This window comes from Oryzihumus sp., assembly GCF_036391795.1.
Classification (GTDB): domain Bacteria; phylum Actinomycetota; class Actinomycetes; order Actinomycetales; family Dermatophilaceae; genus Oryzihumus.
Map to the genome: position 1 here is coordinate 1 of NZ_DASVZH010000259.1, position 4,657 is coordinate 4,657.

Below are 4,657 nucleotides of genomic sequence, written 5' to 3' on the forward strand. Positions count from 1 at the left end.
CTGCTCGGGCGCCCCGAGGTCTGCGCGGGGGGAACGCGTCACGGTGACCGCCGAGGCCTCCACCAGCGCGGCCCGGACCGCCGGCGCCCCGCCGACGGGGGCACACAGCCCCGGGTCGACCGGCAGCGGTGAAGGCGCACCGTGGCCGGGCACCCAGACGCCGTGGGAGAGCAGGGAGGTCGTCTCGGCGGCGAGCGTCGCCCGCACCGGGCCGTCGGCGCACTGCGCCCCGGAGCCGTCGAGCACCACGACGCGGTCGACGAGGTCCAGCCACGGCTCGACCTGGTGCTCGACCAGCACCAGCGTCGCGCCGGCGCCGACCACCGCGTCCACGACGGCTTCCCGCACCACGGCCGCCGACGCCGGGTCGAGCATCGAGGTCGGCTCGTCCAGCAGGACGAGGCCGGGCCGCAGGGCGAGCACCCCGGCCAGGGCCAGGCGCTGGGCCTCCCCGCCGGAGAGGGCGCCGGTGGCCCGGTCCAGCCCGTGCGGGAAGCCCACCGAGCGCAGCGCCTCGGTGACCCGGGCCCAGATGGCGGGGCGCGGCATACCGAGGTTCTCCGGGCCGAACGCCACGTCGCGCCCCACCCGACCGGCCACGGAGGCGTCCGCGGGGTCCTGCACGAGCAGGCCCACCGCGGCACCGGCCGGCGGGGAACCGTCCACGAGCACCGAGCCGGTCAGGTCCCCGGACTCGGTGGTGGTCAGCACGCCTGCGAGGGCACGCAGCAGCGTGGACTTGCCCGAGCCGCTCGGCCCGGCGAGCAGCACGCGCTCGCCGGGCTCGAGGGTCAGGGACACGTCGGCCAGCACCGGCTCGCGCCGGCCGAACGGTCGCCAGGTGAGCCGGTCGACCTCGACCCGCGAGCCTGCGGCGACCGGGGTGCCGAGACGGTCAGGAGAGGTGGTGCTCACGGACTTCCTGACCGGGCGGGAACGCGTTGAGCGCGCCGGAGCGGGCCAGGGCCCGGACCAGCGCCCAGCCACCGAGACCGGCCACGAGCGCGCCGGAGACGACGCCGAAGAGCAGGTAGAGGGCCTTCCAGGTCGGCGAGTAGTCCGGCACGTAGGACCACCACTCGTAGCCAACGATCTCCAGCACGGCCGCGAGCGCGCCGCCGAGGGCCGCGACGACCGGGCCGAACCGGCGCCAGCGCACGGCTGCGAGCACGAGCTCGACGCCCAGCCCCTGGAGCAGGCCCGAGAGCAGCACGGCCACGCCCCACTTGTTGCCGAGGAACAGCTCGACGTTGGCGGCGACGAGCTCGGTGAACAGTGCGGCGCCGGGGCGGCGCACGATGAGGCCACCGACGACCGCCGGCACGAGCCAGACGCCGAGCGAGAGCTCACCGGCGGGCGGGAAACCGGCTGTGGCGGTGGTGACGAGGGGGTAGACGAAGGTGTCGAACCCCCAGAAGACGACGCCGAACGCCACCGCGAGCATCGCGGCGGTGAGCAGGTCGACGCCCCGCCAGGCCAGGAGCCGGCCGGAGGCGGGGATGGTGCGGGTGGACGCGACGGCGCCCGCCGGGGACTGGTGCGTGGTCATGCGTGGTGTTCCTTCTCCCGTGGTGTCCTGTGGATACCTCGGGGAGGTGCGCACCCGGCATACCTGCGTCTGGCGTGCCACACGCAGGTATGCCGGGCACGCACCTGAGATTCCCGACTCCCTTCGCCGGTGCTAACCGGAGCAGGTTCGAGGGTCTGCGGCGAACCGCACTCTCAGCGCTCAGGGCGCTCCCCTGTCGTTCTGCAGATGACGGTACACCCGTCGGCGTGACAGGCTCGAGGTTGGACGGCCCGACCATCGAGGAGGTTCGGCGTGGGCGCAGTGGCATGGAAGGTCCTCGGCACCGGTGCCGCCGTGGGTGCCGGCATCGTGGCCAAGAAGCTGGTCACGGCGGCCTGGAAGACGGCGACCGGCAAGGAGCCGCCGGCCAACCCCGAGGACCCCGAGGTGTCGTGGCCCGAGGCCGTGGGCTGGGCGGTCGCCTCCGGTGTCGTCGTGGGCGTCGCGCGCCTGCTGGCGACCCGCAAGGCCGCGCGCTACTACACCGAGTCCGCCGGGCACCGGCCCAAGGGCCTCAACGAGGTCAGCTGAGGCGTGTGCGCCGATGTGGGACCCGCCCTTGTCGGGGTTGCGACGGTTTGAGACTATTCCCGGCGATCCTCACCCCACACCCTGCGGAGCGACCCTGATGGACCAGATGGGCGTCGATCCCGCGGTGCACCTGCTCTCCCGTGCGCAGGAGCACGTCGACCTGCTCATGGCACAGGTCGAGGCCGAGGCCCGGGAGCTTCGCGCACGCGCGCGCGACGAGGCCGACGAGGTGCGGCGCACCGCGCACGAGGAGTCGGAGTCCCTGCGGGCCGAGACCTCCCGGCTGCGCGAGGAGGTCGCCGAGCTCGAGCGGGCCGGGGCCCGTGCCCGCGAGGACGCGCAGCGTCTGAACCACGAGCGCCAGGCCCTGCTCGACGATGCCCGCGAGGAGGCCCGGCAGATCGTCGCGGACGCCGCCGACCAGGCCGCCCTGGTCAACGAGGTGGCCCAGCGCGCGGCCGAGGAGCTCGAGCGGGACAGCCGCGAGGAGGCCGAGGCCCTGCGGTCCCAGGCCCGGGAGGAGGCCCGCCGCGTCGTCGTCGATGCCGAGCGCTCCGTGGTCGAGGCCCGGCGGGAGGCCGAGCGGCTCCGCGAGGAGACCGAGCACACCGCCCAGGCTGCCCGGGCCGACCTCGCGGCCGAGGAGGAGCGCCGGCTGCACGAGGCGCAGGTCACCGCGGACGAGCTTCGCGGGTCGGCCGAGCGCGCGGCCGCCGAGCTGCGCGCACAGTCCGAGACGGAGGCCCACGAGACGCGTGAGGCGGCGGCGCGGGATGCGGCGCGGCTGCGCTACGAGGCCCAGGCCGAGGCCGAGCGGGTCCGTGAGGAGTGCCAGCGCCAGCTGGAGGAGACCCACGCCGCGGCCGAGGAGACGATGGCCGAGGCGGCCGAGCAGACCGCCTGGGCCAAGCAGACCGTCGAGGACCTGCTGGCCGGCGCGGAGGTCGAGGCCGGCCGGATCAAGGGCGAGGCGCACGCCGAGTCCGAGCGGATCATCGCCGAGGTCCGCGAGCGCGCCGCGCTGTCGCTGAAGTCGGCCCAGGACACCGCCGAGCGGCGCGTCGCCGCGGCCGAGCGCCAGGCCGAGCAGGTCGCCGGCGAGGCCCAGGCCTCCTTCGAGCTCGCCTCCGCCGACGCGGCCCGGCTCATCGACGACGCCGAGGAGCAGGCGGCCCGGCTGGTCAAGGACGCCACCGACCTGGCTGCCCAGCGCACCGAGCGCGCCGACCGCCGGCTGGCCGACGCCGAGTCCGGGGCACGCGCCCTGCGCGAGAGCGCGGCCGAGGACGTGGGCCGGGCCCAGCGCGAGGCGCGGGAGATCCGCCGTGCCGCCCGCGAGGACGGGGCGCGGATCCTCACCGAGGCGCGCGATGAGGCCGACGACCTGCGCGGGGAGGCCCGTCGCACGCTCGAGGACGCCCGCAGCGAGGTCGAGAAGCTGACCGTGCGCCGCGACGCCATCGCCCAGGAGCTCGGCGGCCTGTCCGGCGTCATCGAGGCGCTGGCCGTGCCGGAGCGGACCACCCTCGCGGCCCTCGCCCTGCCGACCGGTGACCCCGCGCCGGTCGAGCGGTCCCCCGAGCCGGTCGACGAGGACGTCGCTGCCGACGTTGCCGAGCCGGTTGCCGAGCGCGACGACGACCAGCCCGCGCTCGCCGAGGTCCAGGACGAGGCCGGTGAGGCGGGGAACGCCCCCGGCGACGCGGCTGCCGACGCGCCCGAGGACCAGGCCACCGAGGAGCCGACCGAGACGCAGGACGTCCCCGCGGCGTCCGAGGCCCGGGAGGTCGAGGCGCCAGCCGTGGCGGACCCTGAGGCCGGGCAGGTCGACGCCCAGCAGCATGACGCCGAGCCGGCGGACGCCGAGCCCGTGGACGCCGAGGCGGCGGACGCCGAGGCGGCGGACGAGGCGCCGGTGGACGCCGAGCCGGTCGAGACCGCCGCGACCGACGACGAGGTCCCGGGCGTCGAGGCCCAGGACGACGAGGCCCAGGACGACGAGGTCGATGAGGCGACCCCGTCGACCACGCCGAGCCCGGTCGGTGAGGAGCCGGACGCGCAGGCGCCGGTCGTCGCGACGGAGGCTGACCACCCCGACGAGGCGACGCCCGAGGCGGAGCCGACCCCCCGCGAGTCGGCGGCATACGGCAAGGCGCCGCAGGCCCCGCTGCTGCGCCTCGACCCCACCGTGCGGGTGACGTCGCCGTGGATGACGGCCGGGGCCACGATCCAGGACGCGCCGCGACCGGTGCCCGAGGCCACCCAGGTCGTCCGCGTGCCGGAGCCCCACCCGACGCCGGCCCGCACCCCGGCGGAGGACGTCGACACCTCGGGCGCGGCGCTGCTCGCCGCCCTCGTGCGTCGCTCTCCCAGCCGGCCGGTGGCCGATCCGGAGCCGTCCGACCTCACCATCCCGACCCTCATCCCGGTGGTGCGCGCACCCCAGCCGTCCCCCGAACCCGCCCCCGGGGCGGCTGCCCCGGCACCCACCGCGGCGCCGGCACCGGCTCCCCCGGCGCGTCCCTTGACGCTGGCCGAGCGGCTCGCCGGCCGGCG

At 76.5% G+C, this 4,657-nt stretch carries 4 protein-coding genes and 1 riboswitch; of the genes, 2 read left to right on the forward strand and 2 right to left on the reverse strand.

Going from position 1 to position 4,657, the window contains the following annotated elements:
• Positions 1–915 (reverse strand): ABC transporter ATP-binding protein (locus VF825_RS15975; protein WP_331115110.1); only part of this gene is annotated, 915 nt, incomplete at its 3' end.
• Positions 896–1,549, reverse strand: coding sequence for an ECF transporter S component (locus VF825_RS15980; protein ID WP_331115112.1), 654 nt, complete (start codon positions 1,547–1,549; stop codon positions 896–898). The genes VF825_RS15980 and VF825_RS15975, both read right to left, overlap by 20 nt.
• Before the next feature lie 101 nt (positions 1,550–1,650).
• Positions 1,651–1,754, reverse strand: a riboswitch (TPP riboswitch).
• Between the two features lie 68 nt (positions 1,755–1,822).
• Between VF825_RS15980 and VF825_RS15985 the strand changes: the two genes are divergently transcribed.
• Both VF825_RS15985 and VF825_RS15990 read left to right on the forward strand, forming a co-directional pair.
• Complete coding sequence (locus VF825_RS15985; protein WP_141790622.1) at positions 1,823–2,101, forward strand: DUF4235 domain-containing protein; 279 nt, start codon at positions 1,823–1,825, stop codon at positions 2,099–2,101.
• A 97-nt stretch (positions 2,102–2,198) separates the two neighbouring features.
• On the forward strand, positions 2,199–4,657 hold a 2,459-nt coding region (locus VF825_RS15990), incomplete at its 3' end, for a hypothetical protein (RefSeq protein WP_331115115.1).

What these genes read in the sequence shown, in the direction of transcription:
- VF825_RS15980 (WP_331115112.1), bottom strand. Translation starts at nt 1,549, where the DNA reads ATGACCACGCACCAGTCCCCGGCGGGCGCCGTCGCGTCCACCCGCACC.